Origin of the sequence: Nocardia veterana NBRC 100344 (assembly GCF_000308855.1) — a bacterium.
GTDB classification, from domain to species: Bacteria; Actinomycetota; Actinomycetes; order Mycobacteriales; family Mycobacteriaceae; genus Nocardia; species Nocardia veterana.
Map to the genome: position 1 here is coordinate 14,813 of NZ_BAGM01000112.1, position 16,096 is coordinate 30,908.

The 16,096-nt window shown below is 68.5% G+C and carries 17 protein-coding genes; 9 read left to right on the forward strand and 8 right to left on the reverse strand.

All coding sequences use genetic code 11. The annotated features are described in order from the left end of the window. The first annotated feature begins 63 nt into the window (after positions 1 to 63). Genes ON37_RS21225 through ON37_RS21235 form a run of 3 tightly spaced genes read left to right on the forward strand, consistent with a single transcriptional unit; the run spans position 64 to position 1,399 of the window. Positions 64 to 417 (forward strand): ArsR/SmtB family transcription factor, encoded by a 354-nt coding sequence (locus ON37_RS21225; protein WP_040721702.1) that lies wholly within the window; start codon positions 64 to 66, stop codon positions 415 to 417. 59 nt (positions 418 to 476) lie between these two features. Then, entirely contained in the window at positions 477 to 1,064 is a 588-nt protein-coding gene (locus ON37_RS31115) for a hypothetical protein (RefSeq protein WP_157171530.1), read from the forward strand. Further along, a complete protein-coding gene (locus ON37_RS21235; protein ID WP_040721704.1) occupies positions 1,061 to 1,399 on the forward strand; it encodes an Imm8 family immunity protein in 339 nt (112 codons plus the stop codon). Before ON37_RS31115 ends, ON37_RS21235 begins: the two co-directional genes overlap by 4 nt. A 71-nt stretch (positions 1,400 to 1,470) precedes the next feature. Here the strand turns inward: ON37_RS21235 and ON37_RS21240 are convergent, their stop codons facing one another. Both ON37_RS21240 and ON37_RS21245 read right to left on the reverse strand, forming a co-directional pair. Beyond that, positions 1,471 to 2,322, reverse strand: a complete 852-nt coding sequence (locus ON37_RS21240) for a Bax inhibitor-1/YccA family protein (RefSeq protein ID WP_040721737.1) — start codon at positions 2,320 to 2,322, stop codon at positions 1,471 to 1,473. Between the two features lie 131 nt (positions 2,323 to 2,453). Continuing rightward, positions 2,454 to 3,605: a class I SAM-dependent methyltransferase gene (locus tag ON37_RS21245; RefSeq protein ID WP_040721706.1), complete on the reverse strand. Its 1,152-nt coding sequence runs from the start codon at positions 3,603 to 3,605 to the stop codon at positions 2,454 to 2,456. 71 nt (positions 3,606 to 3,676) lie between these two features. Between ON37_RS21245 and ON37_RS21250 the strand changes: the two genes are divergently transcribed. The 3 genes from ON37_RS21250 (at position 3,677) to ON37_RS21260 (ending at position 5,524) form a co-directional block, all read left to right on the forward strand. Beyond that, on the forward strand, positions 3,677 to 4,270 hold the full coding sequence (locus ON37_RS21250) for an AMIN-like domain-containing (lipo)protein (RefSeq protein ID WP_040721708.1): 594 nt from the start codon (positions 3,677 to 3,679) through the stop codon (positions 4,268 to 4,270). Positions 4,271 to 4,327: 57 nt separating this feature from the next. Continuing rightward, positions 4,328 to 4,813 (forward strand): DUF6153 family protein, encoded by a 486-nt coding sequence (locus ON37_RS21255; RefSeq protein WP_245553298.1) that lies wholly within the window; start codon positions 4,328 to 4,330, stop codon positions 4,811 to 4,813. Between the two features lie 84 nt (positions 4,814 to 4,897). After that, entirely contained in the window at positions 4,898 to 5,524 is a 627-nt protein-coding gene (locus ON37_RS21260; protein WP_040721710.1) for a DUF305 domain-containing protein, read from the forward strand. 61 nt (positions 5,525 to 5,585) lie between these two features. Here ON37_RS21260 and ON37_RS21265 read toward each other — a convergent pair whose 3' ends face one another. From ON37_RS21265 to ON37_RS21275, 3 genes are all read right to left on the reverse strand, one after another. Beyond that, on the reverse strand, positions 5,586 to 5,873 hold the full coding sequence (locus tag ON37_RS21265) for a hypothetical protein (protein ID WP_040721711.1): 288 nt from the start codon (positions 5,871 to 5,873) through the stop codon (positions 5,586 to 5,588). 202 nt (positions 5,874 to 6,075) lie between these two features. Beyond that, complete coding sequence (locus tag ON37_RS21270) at positions 6,076 to 7,422, reverse strand: lipase family protein (RefSeq protein WP_245553294.1); 1,347 nt, start codon at positions 7,420 to 7,422, stop codon at positions 6,076 to 6,078. Continuing rightward, positions 7,419 to 8,579 carry an esterase/lipase family protein gene (locus ON37_RS21275; RefSeq protein ID WP_040721712.1) on the reverse strand — a complete coding sequence of 387 codons (1,161 nt, stop codon included), beginning with the start codon at positions 8,577 to 8,579 and terminating at the stop codon, positions 7,419 to 7,421. The genes ON37_RS21270 and ON37_RS21275 overlap by 4 nt, the downstream gene beginning before the upstream one ends. A 187-nt stretch (positions 8,580 to 8,766) precedes the next feature. On the opposite strand from ON37_RS21275, the gene ON37_RS21280 reads away from it, so the two are divergent. The 3 genes from ON37_RS21280 (at position 8,767) to ON37_RS21290 (ending at position 12,081) form a co-directional block, all read left to right on the forward strand. Then, positions 8,767 to 9,996 (forward strand): PucR family transcriptional regulator, encoded by a 1,230-nt coding sequence (locus tag ON37_RS21280; protein WP_040721715.1) that lies wholly within the window; start codon positions 8,767 to 8,769, stop codon positions 9,994 to 9,996. Positions 9,997 to 10,129: 133 nt separating this feature from the next. Further along, a complete protein-coding gene (locus ON37_RS21285) occupies positions 10,130 to 11,305 on the forward strand; it encodes a PucR family transcriptional regulator (RefSeq protein ID WP_245553296.1) in 1,176 nt (391 codons plus the stop codon). 167 nt (positions 11,306 to 11,472) lie between these two features. Then, the gene (locus ON37_RS21290) at positions 11,473 to 12,081 is read left to right on the forward strand and encodes a hypothetical protein (protein ID WP_157171532.1); all 609 of its coding nucleotides are present in this window, start codon (positions 11,473 to 11,475) and stop codon (positions 12,079 to 12,081) included. Here the strand turns inward: ON37_RS21290 and ON37_RS21295 are convergent. The 3 genes from ON37_RS21295 to ON37_RS21305 are packed head-to-tail and all read right to left on the reverse strand — an operon-like array spanning position 12,030 to position 16,074. After that, positions 12,030 to 13,541, reverse strand: a complete 1,512-nt coding sequence (locus ON37_RS21295) for an amino acid permease (RefSeq protein ID WP_373282066.1) — start codon at positions 13,539 to 13,541, stop codon at positions 12,030 to 12,032. The two genes, ON37_RS21290 and ON37_RS21295, sit on opposite strands and share 52 nt — an antisense overlap. A 51-nt stretch (positions 13,542 to 13,592) precedes the next feature. Next, positions 13,593 to 14,705 (reverse strand): phosphotransferase enzyme family protein, encoded by a 1,113-nt coding sequence (locus tag ON37_RS21300; RefSeq protein WP_051031867.1) that lies wholly within the window; start codon positions 14,703 to 14,705, stop codon positions 13,593 to 13,595. A 10-nt stretch (positions 14,706 to 14,715) separates the two neighbouring features. Continuing rightward, positions 14,716 to 16,074, reverse strand: coding sequence for a purine-cytosine permease family protein (locus tag ON37_RS21305; RefSeq protein WP_040721717.1), 1,359 nt, complete (start codon positions 16,072 to 16,074; stop codon positions 14,716 to 14,718). Between the last annotated feature and the right edge of the window lie 22 nt (positions 16,075 to 16,096).

The window sequence follows — 16,096 nt, forward strand, 5'->3', positions numbered from 1 at the left end:
CTGTACTAAAAACTACGTACGATCTGTCAAGGTTCCGTACGTAAGTTGCAGTACTATCGAACTATGGCTCTGAACCACCCCAGCCGCGATCGGATCCGCGTCGAACAGGTACTCGCCGCGCTCGGCCACCCGACCAGGCTCGGCGCCGTTCGAGTTCTGGACGGCGGGGGGGAATTCAATTGCACGAGCGTGCTGAACACCCTCGGCATCCAGGCCAAATCGACCATGACCCATCACTGGCGCGTACTGCGCGAAGCGGGCGTCATCCGCCAGACTCCGTCCGGCCGCGAATACCTGGTGGAACTGCGCCGCGCCGACCTCGACGCCCGCTACCCGGGCCTGCTCGACGCCGTACTCACCGGCGCTCGCACCGACGGCCCACTACCTCACCCAGCCTCGTCGGCCACCTCCGGCTGACAGCCTCGCCTTCCAGCCCCGCTACCGCGACCAGAACAGACCGCTCTACCATCGACCAGGTGAGCGGAGATGTTGCGGCCGGATTCGCCGCAATAGCTGGTCGCTTGTCCATGTACCTCGAGCGGTACGTTCACGACGTCCGCGCCGAAGTAGGACAACTGGTCGACTCCGCACTTCGCACAGCCCCCCGGCGCTTGTCGGAGGAGGATACGACCGTCGGCAGCAAGGTTCGGGCCGCCGGCGCCGAGCCGGCCACGACCCGGGAGGGCGCCATCGCGCTGCCTGCGGAACCGGGCGCCGGACCATTCGCTCCCCGGTTGCCCGAGGGCCGGCATCCGATCTTTCCCGACCGCCGGAAGGTCGCGGGAATCGTCCACGACGCGCGTTCCCGGACCGGAAATTTCGGTATCGGCACGGCCGGCCGAGCCGAAGCGGATGCCGCCGGACTGGTCTGGACGGGCACGGATGCGCGGCGGCTGCCGTATGGGAATACCTATCGGCTCGTCAGCCGGGACGGCTTACGGCAGTACCGGCCGCCGCAACAGAAACCGTCCGGCCGCGCGGTGGAAGCCAATTTCGAACAGCGATCCGATACCGGCCGGCATTGGGAAAGCAATGCACATCTGCAGATCGAGGAGCGGCAGTGAAGGCGGAACTCAAAGGGATGCACAGCCCGGACGTCGATCTCACCGACGAGAGTGCCGACATCCCCACCGATTCCCTGTTGGTGCAGTTGATGATCGGACCGGCGAACGCACCGGGCGAAGAATCGTTCGACGTCGTCGTCTGCACACCCGACCATCTGGCGCGGACCGGAACGACGCCGACTCGGCACACCATGGTGCTCGACCGTATCGAGATCGCCACGATTCGCCGATACGTCGAGAACGCGCTTCGCGACCTCACCCGGCCGACCTGGCACGAACTGGCCACGGAGATCAGCCGGATCGGCAGGTGGGAATTCGACGACTATCGATCGTGAATCGCCGCTCGGCCCAGACACGACGATGGGTGGCCGCCGGGACGGCAGCCACCCATCGTGTCGTTCGGAGATCAGTCGTTCTGCAGGTAGCTCAGCAGTCGCAGGATCTCGAGGTACAGCCAGACCAACGTCACGGTCAGACCCAGGGCGACGCCCCAGGCGGCCTTCTCCGGGGCCTGCGCCCGAATCAACTGGTCGGCCGCGTCGAAGTCCAGCAGGAAGCTGAACGCCGCGATGGCGATGCAGACGAGGCTGAAGATGATCGCGATGGCGCCACCGTCACGCAGACCGAAACCGCCGGGGGTGAAGAAGGCGGCGACCAGGTTGCCCAGCATCAGGACGACGACACCGATCATGGCGCCCACCAGCATGCGGGTGAACCGCGGCGTCACCCGGATGGCTCCGGTCTTGTAGACGACCAACATGCCGAAGAACACGCCGAAGGTGCCGAGCACCGCCTGCGCGATCAGGCCCGAGCCGCCGACCCCGCCGAATTCGACATTGGTGAACATGAACGACAGCGCGCCGAGGAACAAGCCCTCGGCAGCCGCGTAGCTCAGCACGATGGCCTTGTTGTCCTGCTTGCGACCGAAGGTGGCGACCATGACCAGCACGAAGCCGACCAGGCCACCCACGATCACGAACAGTGGGGCGAGGGCGTGGTTGGCGGCCGTCGCACCGTAGGCGACGATCGCGGCCAGGGTGACCACGCCGAGGGTGATGCCGGTCTTGGTGACGACATCGTCGATGGTCATCGGCCGGGTGGCCGGGGCCTGCTGGTACGGCTGCTGCACCCCGTACGGGTTCTGCTGGCCGTACTGCGCGAACTGCCCGGCGCCCGCTGCCGCCGAACCGAATCCCGCGTATCCGCCGCCCTGTTGTTGCGGCAGGTTCTTGAAGATCGGGTTGCTTGTGGTGCGCACCGTTCCCGTGCCTTTCCGAAAGTCGCGGTCCACGTCGGTCGTGTCCGTTCTGAGTATCCAACGATCCGCCCCGGGAGCAAGTTCCCGAACCGGACAGAAAATCGGACATATCAGACTGTACTGCCCGCAATCTACTCCTGCCGCGCGGTCCGCAGGCCACACACGGACCGGGTCACGGTGAATTTGCGGTTACGGCCGACGACGTCGGTCTTGCCGACCAACCGGTCCATGACGCCGCGATAGTTCAGGTGGGTGTTGTAGACCGTCCACAGCTCCCCGCCGGGACGCAGCACCCGCCCGGTTTCGGAGAACATCTTGATCGCCGAGCCGGTATGCACCGCCGCGCCGACGTGGAAAGGGGGGTTGCACAGCACCAGATCGGTGCTGTGATCACCGACCGCGGCCATCGCGTCGTCCCGGACCACCGTCACCCGATCACCGACCCCGTTGGCCTCGGCGGTGGCCCGCGCCGAGGCCACCGCGGCCGCGGACTGGTCGGTGCCGACCACGGTGATGTGCGGACGCGCCTTGGCCAGCGCGGTCGCCAGAATGCCGGTGCCGCAGCCGAGATCGATCGCCTCGCGCGCATCGGGTTTCATCCGATCGAGATGTTCGAGCAGGAAGCGGGTGCCGATGTCCAGGCGCGGCCCGGAGAACGCCGCACCGTGCGCCACCACCTGCAGCGCCAGTTCGTCGAGGCGTTCCCGGACCGGAAAGCGCAGTGCGGCAGGCCTTTTCGGTCCGGTGGCGGTGATGGTCCGGGACTTCTGCCGGCCACGGCTGGCCTGGACCACGGAAAAGTATTCGGCCAGTACCTCGTTCATCGCCGGTGTCAGATATTTGTCGCGGCCGCCGGCGATCACGGTCACGTCCGGATCGGCGTATCGGGCCACGGCTTCGGCGATTTCGGCCAGGCCGGACAGGATGCGCGGCAGCCGCAACAGCACCACCGTCACGCCGTCGAGCAATTCCGGCCCCAGCGCGTGGCCGGTGTAGCGGTCGGCCAATCCCGCGGCGCGCGCGTTGTTGGCCAGGGCCTGCTCACCGGTCAGCAGATCCTGATGCACCCGAATACCCTGCAAATCGTGGGCCGCGGCCGCGCCGAGCGTCAGCGCGCCGTACCCGTCGTCGATGACCGCGACGCGCCCACCGTCGGTGTCCGCGAGCAGATCTGCGGCGGTGTCGAGGATCAGGCGGTCGGCGGCATCGACGGCGTAGAGGTTCACCGCTTCCACATCCGGATATCGCCGTAACCGGCTCAGCACGTCGTCGACCTCCAGCATTCCTCTAGTGTGCTAGACCGTTGCCGTGTCGTCACCACGACCCCTGTCGCCGGACCGCCTACCATCGGCCCATGCGCAACAGGCTGGCAATGACGCTGATCGCCGGGCTCGTACTGCTGGCGGGTTGCTCGGACGGGAACTCGAATCCGTCCTCGCTGTCTCCTGCGGCTCCCGCGACCGGGGCCCGCGCGACGACGACATCGGAACCGGCCGCACCGCCACCCTCGGACGCCTCGCCCCAGCGCGCCACGCCGGCCAACGATTCCCGTCTGACCGTCACCGATGTGCGCATCGGTCATCACCCCGGATTCGACCGCGTGGTCTATCAATTCGGCGGCAGTGGCGGACCACCCGGTTGGGTTGTGCAGTACACCGACCGCGCCGTGCAGAACGGCAGCGGCCGACAGCTCGAGATCGCCGGGACCTCCGTGCTGGAGGTGGAGATCCTGGGCACCGCATATCCGTGGGACAGCGGCGCGACGCCGTACAGCGGTCCGGATCCGGCGACCGATCCGAGTGCTCCGCGGATCGCCGGTGTCTACGGCACGCAGGTCTACGAGGGGACGACGCAATCGTTCATCGGGCTCAACGCCGACCGGCCGCCCTTCTCGGTGACCACACTGGACAATCCGGTCCGGCTGGTGATCGACATCGCGGCCGGGTGATGGCCCCATACCGCCCGGGGGTAGGGGGCGGATGCGTAGACTGACGGCGTGCTCGCCATGGCTCGCCTTCACCGCGCGCCCGGATTCGTCCGGATGCTCGGTGTGGCGACCCTGCTGATCGGTGTCGCCGTCATGCACACCGTGGTCTTTTCGACCGGGCACGCGATGGGCGCGGCGAGCGAGCCGGCCGCCCGCATCATCGCATCGGACCACGCGGCGCACGCAGTGCCCGTCGCCGCATCCGGTGGGGGTATGAGCGATGTGGACGCCATGCGCGACCACGTCCGGTCCGCCACATCCGGCCCCCGTGCGGTGGCCGACGACCCCGGCTGCGACGGCTGTACCTCGCACGCCTCCTTCCACGCTTGCGTCTTCGTGCTGGTGACGACGGTCCTGGGCCTGGCCCTGGCCGTCGTCGCATGGCTCGGCGCCGAACGGATCACCGACGCCGGGCGGCTCGCTCGCGTCGGCATTCGCCGCCGCAACCGGCCGCCACCCTGGACCGTGCCCTCCCTGGCCGACCTGGCGATTCTGCGGATCTGACAGATCCGCCGGTTCGGCGTGCGCGCACGCCGATACCGGACCTCGATCCGTCCTCGGTTCTCGCAACATCCCAGGAGCACAATCATGTTCACTTCTCGTATCCGAATCCTGTCGGTCGCCGCCGTCACTGCGGCCGCGGTCGTCCTCGCCGGTTGCGGCAGCGACGATTCCGGCAGTTCCACCCCCACATCGACCACGTCGGCCATGGCGGACATGCCCGGAATGAACCACGGCCCCACGACACCGGCGACCCGCACCGACTACAACGACGCCGACGTCAGCTTCCTCACGATGATGTATCCACATCACGCCCAGGCGGTGGAGATGGCGAAACTGGTGCCGACCCGTTCCGGGAATCCGGAACTGATCGCACTCGCCGCGAATGTGGAGAAGGCGCAGGCGCCGGAAATGGAGCAGTTCGCCGCGCTGCTGCGCGGTTTCGGTAAGCCCGCTCCGCAGGCCACCATGCATCACCCCATGAACGGGGTGATGACCGAAGATCAGATGACGCAGTTGCGCAACGCCACCGGTCCCGAATTCGACCGGATGTGGCTGCAGATGATGATCGAGCACCACCAGGGCGCGGTGGATATGGCGAATACCGAACTCGCCCAGGGCACCAACGCCGACGCGAAGGCACTGGCACACAACATCCTCACCGCGCAACAGGCCGAAATTCAGCAGATGCGCGGCATGCTCGGGCAGAACTGAACGACGCCCACACGCAGGCGGGTGTGCCGGCGCTCCGGCACGCCCGCGGCGGGTGGTGTGGTCAGCTCCCGATGACGGCGTTCATGATGGTGCCCGCACTGGTCGCGACACCACCGCCGATCATCGCGCCGGCCACCATCTTCGGCGACTCCAGTGCGCCCCCACTCCACTTCTCCCAGGCGAAACGACCACCGCCGTAGGTGATGGCGGTAACGCCGGAGAGCAGGACGAACCAGGTGAAGTAGCGAACCAGTTTGAGCAGTTTGTCGGCCGCCGGCGGAGTTTCCGGCGTGGGGTTGCCGACCTGAGCCAGCACGGTGATGTACATATCGTGTGCGGCGAGAACCATGCTCACGTTCGTTGTCCTCTCGGATGCTGAGGTGATGCCGGTACTGAGGTGATGCCGGTTGGAGCGCAGAGCATGCAGTGACAACTCGTCGAAACAGCTCCTATTGAACCGCACCGCCCACCCGGCCCGCAGCCGGACACACCGCATCCATGAAAGCGGCCACCACCTGCGCGTTCCGGTCAACCGACCGGTCTGCGGACGATCACGCTCCCGACCGGGGCAGGTCCGGCACCGGCCGCTCCGCGATGCGGCGGCGCTCGGTGGCGGACTCGACCGGCGAAAGGCCGCCCGAGTCCCGATTCCGGATCGGCCGCCCGGTCAGCAGTCGCAGGGTCAGCGCGGCCAGCCGGATGTGGCCCAGCAGGGCCGTCCGGGTACCGGCCACCGACCACACCGTGCGCGTACCCGGGGTGGTCGGCCGACCGGCGAACCGGTCGCCCAGCCAGTCGACCATGGCCGGAATCGCGAGAAACTCCAGTGGGAGATGGGCGCTGAGCCGGTCCCGCAGATAACCGACGTCCGCCCCGGCCGCGGTGTACCGCCGGACCAGTGCGTCCACATCGGCCACCGCGATCACCTCGTCGTGCACGCCCTGCACGATCAGCAGCGGCGCCTGCGGTGCGGTCGCGCCGGGACGGATGTCGTCGAGCACGGCACGCAACTGCGGAAGCGCGAGCAGTCCGGGGATTCCACCGGCGATATGCGGGCCGACGTCACGCCGGGCCAGGCGGGCGAGCAGCGGAAAGGTCGCGGTGTTCTCGGCGCGCGCGAGCCACGCCAGATACCGCGGATGGAGTGCGGTGCGCAGCGCGGCGTCGAGCTCGGGATACCCGCGGCGCAGTCCCGCGGTGAAAACCATGGCGAATCCGGCGAATACGGTCCCGTTGAGGCGAACGAAGGCGGCCCCGGGGTCGCCGACCGGGGAACCCGCGACCGCGCCGACGATCGCGAGCTCGGGCGCGTAACTGCGGGCCAGTTCCGCCGCCCACACCGTCGCCAGACCACCGCCCGAATAGCCCCACAGCGCGACCGCCGTCCGTGCGTGCAGGCCCAGCGGAGCGAAATTCAGCGCGGCCCGGACTCCGTCGAGGGCACGATGGCCGGGTTCGCGCGCCACCCCGAACCGCCCCTGACTGCCGCCGTGGTCGGGCACCGACACCACCCAGCCCCGAGCCAGCGCGGCCGCGATCAACGGCAGTTCCAGCTGCGGTATCGCGCCGAACGCCCGCGCGCCGCGCCGCAGCGCGTAGGACGGAAAACAGTGTGCCGCAACGGCATCGATCGCGCACTGGAACGACACCAGCGGTCGTCCCGGGGCGCAGTCGCGAGGCAGCAGCACCGTCGTGACCGCCGCCTCCGGCACGCCGCGATGGTCGCTGGTGCGATACAGCAACTGCCAGGCCGAAATCCGGATCGGGAGCAGGCCGAAGACCGCCGGCTCCACGACCCGGCTGCGCAGGATGCTGCCCGGCGGCAACCGGTCGAAACCGTCCGGTGGCCGGTGGAACGGATCGACATCCGGGCGCATCGGACGCGCGCGGCCGATCACAGGCCACCTCCGCCGCCGACCAGCCAGGGGTTGAAGGCGCACACCGGATTCGGCTGCCGCTGCGGATCGAGGGCGTGCAGGGCGATCGACAGCGCCCGCGGTGAATACATCATCGTCAGGTGATCGGACAGATCCTGCTCGCATCCGTCCTGGAGGGTGATGTCGTCGACCGCGGCGTCCGGGCCGGCCCGCAGGAAGGCCAGCTCCAGCGGATTCATCACCTCGTCGTATCGCGAGGCGACCACCGTGTAGGCGACCCCGGGCACCGTGTCGCCACCCGCGGCCAGATGGTTCAGGAATGGTGAACCGATCGCCTGCTCGATATTCGCCGGACCGATCAACGGTCGATAGAAACCGAGAATGTCGACACCGAGATCGGTGATGAGCCGCCCCAGCGTCGCCATTCCCATCAGCGTCGTCCCGTGGTGGGTGCCGCCGAAACTGACCAGCTGCCGGACCTTTTCGGCGCCCCCGTCGAATTTCAGGAATTGATCCGCCACCGGTGCGCCCTGGGAGTGGGCGACGATATCCACCTGTTCGCTGTGTGTGGCGGCCCGAACCCGGTCGACGAATGCGGTGAGTTGCCGAGCCGAATCCTCGATCGGACCGACTGCGAAGCGTCCGGGAAGCACCGCACCCACTCCGCCACCGTCGAATACTCCCGAGCGGCCGTAATTGAACGCGAAGACGCAGAATCCGGCCCGGGCGATCTTCGGTGCCATATACGCGAAACTGTCGTAGGCGTTGAGCCAGGTGCCGTGCAGCAGCACCACCGGCCGGGGATGGTCGGCGCTCGGCACGCAATCCCAGCGGTTGGCGCCCGGCGGGGCGGCATCCGGATGAGTCAGGCCGTAGCCGAATGCGGCGAGATACGACGACATTTCCGGGCCCTCGCCGACCGCGTCGGCCGCATAGCTGCCCGATCGGCCACCGGAACCGGAACTGCTGCCGGAATCCACGATCGGCTGCGGGACCCGGCCGTCCGCGGCGGGGCGCAGGCCCGCGGCGATCAGCTCGGCCAGCCGGGCCGCCGGTCCGGCGGACACCTCGGCGGCCGGCGGCGCGGCGGTGGGCGGGGGTTCCTCGGACGCGGTGGCGGAGACGAGGGCCGTGCCGAGGAGCGCGGCGACGGCCGGGATTCGATAACGAAGCTTCATTGCAACCTTCCGTACGGGCGCCGAATATCGTTTCGGGTCGCCCGAATTCAGCGTTGCCGCCGGGGTGGGGAAAGTCACTGCACCGGCGATACACATATCCGGGGTGCGGATTTGTCGCCGGAAACGAATTCGCGCCGGCGGCGGCGGAACTCTTGCCGGACCACCTGTGGCCCGCCACAATCGGCGCATGCCGGTCGCTGTTCATCCCGCCCCGCCCAGCCTCGCCGCCCGTATGCTCGATCGTCTGCCGCAGGTGGCCGAACGCATTCTCGCCTCGGGTCTGGGAACCACCGCACCGGCCGCCGATCTGCCGGCGGATCATTTCGTCGAGGTATTACCGGCCATCTACGGATGTGCGCACGCTTTTCTGCACGCGATGGATCAACGCCGCGAATTCACCCACGACGAAGTGGCCGCGTTCGTGCAGCCGGTGGTGGAACGCCATGCCGAGGATCGGCTGCCGCTGCGCATGCTCATGGAGGCCGTTCATCGGTCCGCCCAGCAGGTGCTGCGTGAGGCGGTGGCGCTCAGCGAACCGGCCGAGGTCGATCAGCTCGTCGAATTCGGCTCGCGCACACTCGAATTGCTCATGCACATCAATGTGATCACGGTCGAGGGGTATGCCGAGGTCGAGCAATCGATCTATCACCCGGAGCGGGAGGCCAGGCGGGCGCTGTGCGCGGCTCTGATGCGCGGCCAGCCCGCCGAGGAACAGGCCGCCCGCGCCGATACCACGCTCGCCGATCAGTACACCGTCCTGGCGATTCAACTCCGCGCCGAACCGCAGCCGGCCGCGGCGGCGAATCTCGTTGTCCGCCGCCGTATTCGGATCCTGCAACGGGCGCTGGACCGCATCGCCGGCACCACGGCGCTACACACCTTCGACGGAGAATCGGCGATCGTTCTGCTTCCCGGCGCGGTCGGTTCGCAGGAGCGGGTCGCGGCCGATCTGGTCGCCGAACTGGCCGAGCAGTTCGGCACCGACGTGGTACTTGCCGAAAGTCCCCGCACCGCCCGCGAATCGGTGCCCGAGGCTGCTGCGCAGGCAGCGGAGATCGCCCGATTGGCCCGGCTGTCGGGGCGGCCGACCGGGGTGTACCGGCTCGACGATCTGCTGGTGGAGTATCAGCTCACCCGGCCGGGCCGGGCCCGCGACCGGCTCGGTGAGCGGATCGATCCGCTGCTGCGGGCGCCGCATCTGCTGGAAACACTCGAGGCACATCTGCGCCACGGCTCCGATCGCAAGGCCGCGGCCGCCGAAATCCACGTCCACCCCAACACGTTCACCTATCGCCTGCGCCGGATCGAGAAACTCACCGGCGCCGATCCGAGCGATCCGGCCGGGTCGCGGCTGCTCGCGGCCGCTCTGGTGGTCCACCGGCTGCGTCCCGTCGCCGGTGCGACGACCGGCATCTGAGGGCCCGGATGAACCGGCCCGGCACGATGGAACATGTTGCGCAGGTGGCACTTTCACGCCGGATGATTGCGGCCGCGTCCCGGATGCGGTTAACGTTTCGGCCCCGCGCCGGCGAGCAGTGAGGTAGTTCGAGGTGAACGCACGCCCCCGTCACGACGTTCGAGTGCTGTCGCGGCAGCTGGTCGGGCATTTCGCCGAACACATGGCGCCGTGTTCGACCCTGCCCGGCGACGCCCTGCACGGCGACATCACCGCGGTGACCAGGGTCTGTCTGGAGCTGACCGTGGACATCCTGGAGGGCCGCGAACCCGACGAGAAGGTGCAGCGACTGCAGCGTGCGGCCGCGGACTGGGCTCGTGAAGGCATCCCCATCGACACCGTGCACCACGCCGTGCACGAGGGATTCCGGCTGGCCTTCGATCTGCTGCTGACCCAGACCGATTCGCGGCACCGGCCGGAGAATCCGGCACAGCTGCTGCTGCGGATCCTCGACACCATCACGCCCGCCGTCGCGCTGGCCTATGTCCGCGAACACCAGGCCGCGGTGACCGAACATCACACCGCGGTGCACACACTGGTCTCGGCGCTGCTGGCCGGACATCCGACCTCGACCATGGCCCGAGCCTGCGGTATCGAGATCGAACCGGCGTATGTCGTGGTGGCGGTCCACATCCCGCCGCATCCGGACGAATCCCATCCGAATGTGGACGGGAAGGTGGTCGCCCGCCGCAAATTGCGGCGCGTGCAGACCGCGCTCGCCGGCAGCGGACGCGGCCGGGTGCTGTCGCTGCTCAGCGTCGACGGCGGCACGATCCTGGTGCCGGAGGCCATGGTCCCCGACGCCGAACTCGACGCGATGATCGCCGCCCTGTCCGAGGCCGCCCGGGTCGGGCTCACCGCCACCGCGATTCCGACGCCCACCGAGGAGATCTCCGAGGCCGCCGACCGGGCCCACGAACTGCTCGACACCGTCCTTCGGCTGGCCGGCCCGCCCGGGCTGTACCGCTTCGCCGATCTGGCGATGGAGTACCAATTGACCCGTCCCGGGCCGGGTTTGGACCGGCTGGGCACCCTGCTGGACCCGTTGGACGACCATCCCGATCTGCTCGAGACCCTGCGGCGCCATATGGCGACCGGGCTGTCGCGACGTCGCACCGCCCGGCAGTTGCAGGTGCACACCAACACCGTCGACTACCGGCTCAAGCGGATCGGTCAACTGACCGGACTGGATCCCGCTCAGCCGAGCGGACTCTGGTACCTGCGCGCCGCGCTGGTGGCCCGGACATATCGGGACGCCGCGACGTCCTGATCGCCGGCGCCCGGTCAACGGGTCGCACATATGCCACGACTCGGTATGGGCAAAACGTTTGCTAGAAGGTAGCCTTGCACCCCGTCGCGACGGTTGTCTCAATCCACTACCCGTCCGGCCTCGGCGCGACAGACGGACGGGACGGCAGGGAAAGCGGGTACACGCCGATGGCTACGACTGCGCAATTGCGGGCCGCCCTCGCGGTTTTGCGCGCCGACACCGATGCGGCCGCCCAGCAGGCCGGAATTTCGGAAATGTCCGGAACCGATGCGGCAGGCGTCGAACACGCCCTGCTCGCCGGTTTGCTGTACCGCATGATGGGCGACGATCTGCGACGCGCACTGACCGGCGCCCCGGACCTCACCGCACTCGAGGAACGAGCCCGGGCGGCCGGTCCCGGTGCCGCGAAATACGCCTCCGACGACCCGTCCCGGCGCGAAGAGCATTGCGCGCAAGCGCATTTCGAGGCCTACTGGCTGGCCGACCGGATCGCGGGGCTGCATTTCACCACCGCGCCGCCGGCCGCCGCGCTCCAAGCCGCGGCCCATACCGCCGAAGCCACCCGCACCCTGCTCCGCATCCACCGGGACCTGCTGCGCGGCGCCGGTCCCGACGCCGGTGCCGCGGCGTGGGCCGGCGTGATCGAGCAACTCGATCGTGCCCGCGCCCTGGCCGACCGCGCGGCCGCCGAAGCCGCGGCCCGCGCCCGTTCGGCTCCGGGCCCTCAGTCCGTGGTCGGCGTCGCGGTGCGCAACACCGAATGCCGTACCCCGTAGGTGAAGTAGACGACCAGGCCGATCACCATCCAGACCAGGAAGCGCAACCAGGTCTCGACCGACAGGTTCAGCATCAGCCACAGGCAGGCCAGCACCGCGAGAATCGGGATCAGCGGCACCAGCGGTACCCGGAATCCCCGCGGCAGTTCCGGCCGGGTACGACGCAGGATCAGCACACCGATCGACACCAGTACGAAGGCGAACAGCGTGCCGATGTTGACCATCTCCTCCAGCGTGCCGAACTGCACGAACCCGGCGAGGACCGCGCACACCACGCCCACCCCGACGGTCAGCGTGACCGGGGTGCCGAAGCGGCCCGTGCGGGCGAGCCGCCGCGGCAGCAACCCGTCGCGCGCCATCGCGAACAGCACCCGGGTCTGCCCCAGATACAGCACCATCACCACGGTCGTCAGACCCGCCAGCGCACCGATGGAGATGATGTTCTTCGCCCAGGTCACGCCGTGCAGCGCGAAGGCGGTGGCGAGGGTGGCGTCGTTCCCGGCCAGGTCGGTGTAGGGCACCATGCCGGTGAGCACCAGCGTCACCGCCACATACAGGATGGTGACGATCAGCAGCGATCCCAGAATGCCGCGCGGCACGTTGCGCTGCGGGTTCTTCGTTTCCTCGGCGGTGGTGGCGACCACATCGAATCCGATGAACGCGAAGAACACCAGGCTCGCCGCGGCCAGCAGGCCGTACCAGCCGAAGGTGCTGTTACCCGCCCCGGTCAGCCACGAGAACAACGATTGATGCAGGCCCTCACCGGCATCGCCCGGTTGCGACGGCGGGATGTAGGGCGTCAGATTCGACGGTTTGAAGTAGGTGAGCCCGACCACCAGCACCACCGCGATCACCGCGAGTTTGATGGCGACCGCGATCGCCGAAACCCGGGAGGAAACCTTGGTGCCGATCGCGAGCAGGACCGCCAGCACGACGATCAACAGGGCCGCGCCCCAGTCGAATTCGACCGACCCGAGATGCACGATCGGTGACCGCGATCCCATCACCTCGCCCAGATACTGCGACCACCCCTTGGCGACGACCGATGCGGCCAGGGCGAATTCGAGGATCAGGTCCCAGCCGATGATCCAGGCCGCGAGCTCACCGAAGGTCGCGTAGGAGAACGTGTAGGCACTCCCGGCGACCGGGACGGTCGAGGCGAATTCGGCGTAGCACAGCGCGGTGAGACCGCAGGCGATCGCGGCGAAGACGAAGGCCAGCGAGACCGAGGGGCCGGCCACATTGCCCGCGGTGCGCGCGGTCAGCGTGAAGATGCCGGCGCCGACCACCACCGCGACGCCGAAGACGGTCAGGTCCCAGGCGGTCAGATCCTTGCGGAGTTTCGAATCCGGTTCGTCGGTATCCCGGATGGATTGTTCGACCGATTTCGTTCGAAGCAGGCCACCCCACCGGTGGGTCGGCACCGATCCGGCCGTGTCCTGCGTTGGCGTCGGCTCCACCACACCATCTCCTCCGTTGTCACCGTTCCCCCGTGACCCGCAGTGAGCAACCTAACAGCACTCGGCGCTCAGTCCTCGCAACATGGTCGTGAAGGCCTTGCCCTCGGCCGATGCGGCCCAAACCGAGCGACCGAGAAAGTAGTTACGGTAAGCGATCCGGGCATTGCGCACCTGCCGACGAGGCGGAATCGTGAGGAAGTAATCGATTTCCGACAGTTCGTAGGTGATGTGGACCAGGGGGAACAGCTCCGGTAGCACCTCGCGTTCGACCGGATCGAGCGGCCGGACCGCGCAGTAGGCGCGCAGGAAGGCGGCGAGTTGCCCGGTCCGGATGCGGGCCGGGCCGCCTTGCGCGATCGACAGCCAGTCGATCGCGAATCGTTCCACCGCGGTGGCCAGATCGAACACGGCCACCGTGCGGTTGGCGAGGCCGAAATCGAGCACGCTCGTGATCTGCTCGCCCGACCAGAGCAGATTCGTCCCGTGCCAGTCGTTGTGCGTCCACAGCGCGGGCAGGGCCGAGACCGCGGCCGCGAGATCGGGTGCGTGACCATTCGCGAGGAAGTCACTCTCGGCTCGCCAGTGCTGCTCCGCCAGGAAGCGGCCGACGGCCGGACGAGCGGACGCGTAACGCTCGACGTCCGCGACCGCGTCGGTACACAGGGCGGCCAGCAACGGATGCGGCGGCCGTTCCGGTGCGTCGAAGCCCGCGGCGGCCAGATGCAGGCGGGCGAGCATCGCTCCGGCGACCTTCGCGTCGGCGGTGCGGTGGTGCGGGCTCCACGAGAAGTCGTCGCGATAGCGATCCTCGCCGACCCCCGGCTCCTGCAGCTCGTAGGTGAATCCGTCGTGACTCACCACCCGCACCCGCGGAATCGGAATACCTTGGGCCCGAAGATGATTCATGAAGGCGTGTTCGGGAGCGAGGGTTTCGCGGTCGCGCAGGCGCGCGGGCATCCGCTTGACGACGAGTCCGGTCCCGTCGCCGAGTCGCACGCGAGCGGTGGCCGACAGCGGCCGCCTGCTCCGCCACTCGATCGTCAGCGGCGCGTCGCCGAGCACGGGGACCAACTCCTCGACCGTCAGCGGCGGGAAGTCCGGAGCGACCAGGGCGCTTTCACCCATCGCGAAGACCCGATCGTCCGGTCCGGCCGCGCCGGTCATGCCGCCGTCCTCACCGGACCCGCTCCGGCTCCCGGCGCGAGCCTTCGAAGCGGGCCAGGAGCGCGGTAGCGACCGCGGCGATTAGGAACGAATACAGCGAGGCCGAAGACCACCAGCCGGGATGTACGCCCAGCAGATCCTGGACCCGCACCCAGAGCCGCGCCCACCAGTCGACCGAACCCGGGTTGAGGACCTGATAGACCGCGAAGCCGAGCGCCCACGGGACCAGCAGCAGCGGCCGGGCCGGTGCGGTCTCGCTCAGATCCCAGCCCCGGCGGCCCCGGCCGAGGAAGTAGTCGACCACCAGCACCGCGCACAGCGGAACGAAGACCGACCCGATCAGCAGCAGGAAATTCGAGAATCCGGTGAAATCGTGTACTCCGAGGGCGAGCACCGTCGCGACGACTCCCACCCCCGCCGCCAGGATGCGCCGGTCCACGCGGGGCAGCAGATTCTGCAACGACATCGCGGTGGAGTACACATTCGCGAAGGACTGATCGGATTCGCGCAGCACGAGCACCGCGAAGAACAACCATCCCCCGGCCACGCCGAGAAAGGTGTCGAAGATCCGGTCCGGATCACCGCCGGCCTGCAGCAGGGCGACGATGCCGAGCAGATAGCACCACGTCTGCGCGACGGAGTAACCGAGCATGGTGGCCCCGGTGGCGGCCCGGGCACCGCGGGCGTGGCGGGTGTAGTCGGCGGCCAGCGGGACGAACGACACCGCCACCGCCAACGCGGTATCCACTCCGGGAAAGAAGCCGCCCCACGAGGTACCGGCGCTCGCGGGCCACGGCCGGCCCAGCAACCGAATCGTGAAGTAGCCCATGGCCACCACCACCGCGACCGTCACGTACTTGCGCAGAATGTGCAGCACGTTCAGCGGCCAGATCGCCATCGCGGTACACAGCACCCCGGCGCCGACGATCACCGCGACCCGGGGCAGCCGATCGTGCGACAGCGCCGCAACCCCGCCCGCGATCACGGTCAGTTCGAACACACCCCATCCGACGCACTGCACGATGTTGGCGATCGTCGGCAGATACGACAGCCGCGTGCCGAACAGCCCGCGGAAGTTGGCCATCGCCGGCGCACCGGTCCGGGCGCCGACCGCACCGGCCGCGGCGACCATCGCCGTACCGAGGACGGTACCGACCGCGGTGGCCAGCACCGCGGCCACGACCGGCAGCTGCGGATGCCCCGCCGGTTGCAGGACGTAGAACGCGCCGGTGAACCCGATGAGGCTGACCCCGAGATTCGCCCAGAACGCGGCCTGGTCGCCGAAGGACAGCGTCCGCGGCGCGTCGGTGGTCAGCAGCAGCGGAGCCTCGGCCGAGCGGTCTCCCGGCTGCTCGGGCAGAGTCGTCATAGCGGTCCACATGCTATCGGTG

What these genes read in the sequence shown, in the direction of transcription:
- ON37_RS21225 (WP_040721702.1), top strand. Translation starts at nt 64, where the DNA reads ATGGCTCTGAACCACCCCAGCCGCGATCGGATCCGCGTCGAACAGGTA.
- ON37_RS21245 (WP_040721706.1), bottom strand. Translation starts at nt 3,605, where the DNA reads ATGCTGGAGGTCGACGACGTGCTGAGCCGGTTACGGCGATATCCGGAT.
- ON37_RS21250 (WP_040721708.1), top strand. Translation starts at nt 3,677, where the DNA reads ATGCGCAACAGGCTGGCAATGACGCTGATCGCCGGGCTCGTACTGCTG.
- ON37_RS21255 (WP_245553298.1), top strand. Translation starts at nt 4,328, where the DNA reads ATGGCTCGCCTTCACCGCGCGCCCGGATTCGTCCGGATGCTCGGTGTG.
- ON37_RS21260 (WP_040721710.1), top strand. Translation starts at nt 4,898, where the DNA reads ATGTTCACTTCTCGTATCCGAATCCTGTCGGTCGCCGCCGTCACTGCG.
- ON37_RS21265 (WP_040721711.1), bottom strand. Translation starts at nt 5,873, where the DNA reads ATGGTTCTCGCCGCACACGATATGTACATCACCGTGCTGGCTCAGGTC.
- ON37_RS21275 (WP_040721712.1), bottom strand. Translation starts at nt 8,579, where the DNA reads ATGAAGCTTCGTTATCGAATCCCGGCCGTCGCCGCGCTCCTCGGCACG.
- ON37_RS21280 (WP_040721715.1), top strand. Translation starts at nt 8,767, where the DNA reads ATGCCGGTCGCTGTTCATCCCGCCCCGCCCAGCCTCGCCGCCCGTATG.
- ON37_RS21290 (WP_157171532.1), top strand. Translation starts at nt 11,473, where the DNA reads ATGGCTACGACTGCGCAATTGCGGGCCGCCCTCGCGGTTTTGCGCGCC.
- ON37_RS21300 (WP_051031867.1), bottom strand. Translation starts at nt 14,705, where the DNA reads ATGACCGGCGCGGCCGGACCGGACGATCGGGTCTTCGCGATGGGTGAA.
- ON37_RS21305 (WP_040721717.1), bottom strand. Translation starts at nt 16,074, where the DNA reads ATGACGACTCTGCCCGAGCAGCCGGGAGACCGCTCGGCCGAGGCTCCG.